The sequence below is a fragment of the Nocardiopsis kunsanensis DSM 44524 genome (genome assembly GCF_000340965.1).
Lineage (GTDB): Bacteria > Actinomycetota > Actinomycetes > Streptosporangiales > Streptosporangiaceae > Nocardiopsis > Nocardiopsis kunsanensis.
In genome coordinates, this window is the sequence record NZ_ANAY01000082.1 from 1 (window position 1) to 1,066 (window position 1,066).

Sequence of the window (1,066 nt, forward strand, 5' to 3'; positions counted from 1 at the left end):
GACTGAGCCTTTGTATCTCCGACACGAGGCCTCCGTCTGACTGAGCCTTTGTATCTCCGGAGTGCCGGGGTCGATGGGTTGAGATACGAGGGCTCTGTGGCCGATTCCGGGTGATGGCGGGCACGGGAGCGAGGATGTGCTCATGGAGGAGAACGAGCGCCAGGAGCGCGACGACGAACAGCACCGTCCTCGGGGCGGGGCATCAACCGCGGGGATCGCAGCCGCCATGACCCGTCCCGAGGGAACGGGACTGCCGCACTGGGGCGGACGCCGACCTCCCCGCAGCACTCCGGTGGATGTGGCCGGCGGGACGCCGCCGGGGCGGCGCCCAAACCTGCCGGAGAAGGACCGGTAGGGCCGGAGCTGCGATAGCAACGTCGCGTTGCGTTGTGGGTTCGGACGCCGGTGGCCCGCCCCGGCGCGGTGTTACAGGTCAACGGCGTTCCGAACCGGTTCGGAACGGGTTCGGACGGGGATCGGACAGCAGTCCGGACGCCGGTTCGGACAGGGTTTGGACAGCACTCCGGAACGGGTCCGGACGGCCTGCTTCTCCCGAAGCTACGGCGAGCCGCAAAGTAGAGGTAGCAACGCCGCGTTGCATGGGCACGGGTGCCGTTAACGACCGTGGCACCAGCCGCAAACGATGGCGCCGTCCCCGCCCCGTCGGGGCGGGGACGCCACGGGTGTCGGCAAACGACCGTCTGTCGACGGCGTCGACAGGAGGCTCCGCAGCGCCTCCAAAGCGTCGCTATCCCGTGCCGGAAAACCCCGAAGCTACTCCCTGGCCTCCGATAAGTGGGCCTTCCCGGAGCCCAGAACCCTTGCGATACGGGGCGTCTCGCTGCTCGGGCACGAAAAAGCCCCCGCCGGAACCGGCGGGGGCGTGATCATGCTGTGACCTCACGGGGGGTTGAGGCGCCAGATCCTGTAGTCAGCTTCCCGGCCCGGCGACCCTGCGGCCGGGCCCGTTGCCCCTTCCGGGCTTACCTTGTCCGCCCCCGTTCCGGGCACAAAAAAGGCCCCCGCCGGAACCGGCGGGGGCGGGAGAGCTTCAGGGGGTGGCCGG

Annotated in this window: 1 protein-coding gene; it reads left to right on the forward strand. The window is 69.4% G+C overall.

All coding sequences use genetic code 11. The annotated features are described in order from the left end of the window. Positions 1-142 precede the first annotated feature (142 nt). Positions 143-355 (forward strand): hypothetical protein, encoded by a 213-nt coding sequence (locus D456_RS26760; RefSeq protein ID WP_152442669.1) that lies wholly within the window; start codon positions 143-145, stop codon positions 353-355. Positions 356-1,066: the final 711 nt, after the last annotated feature.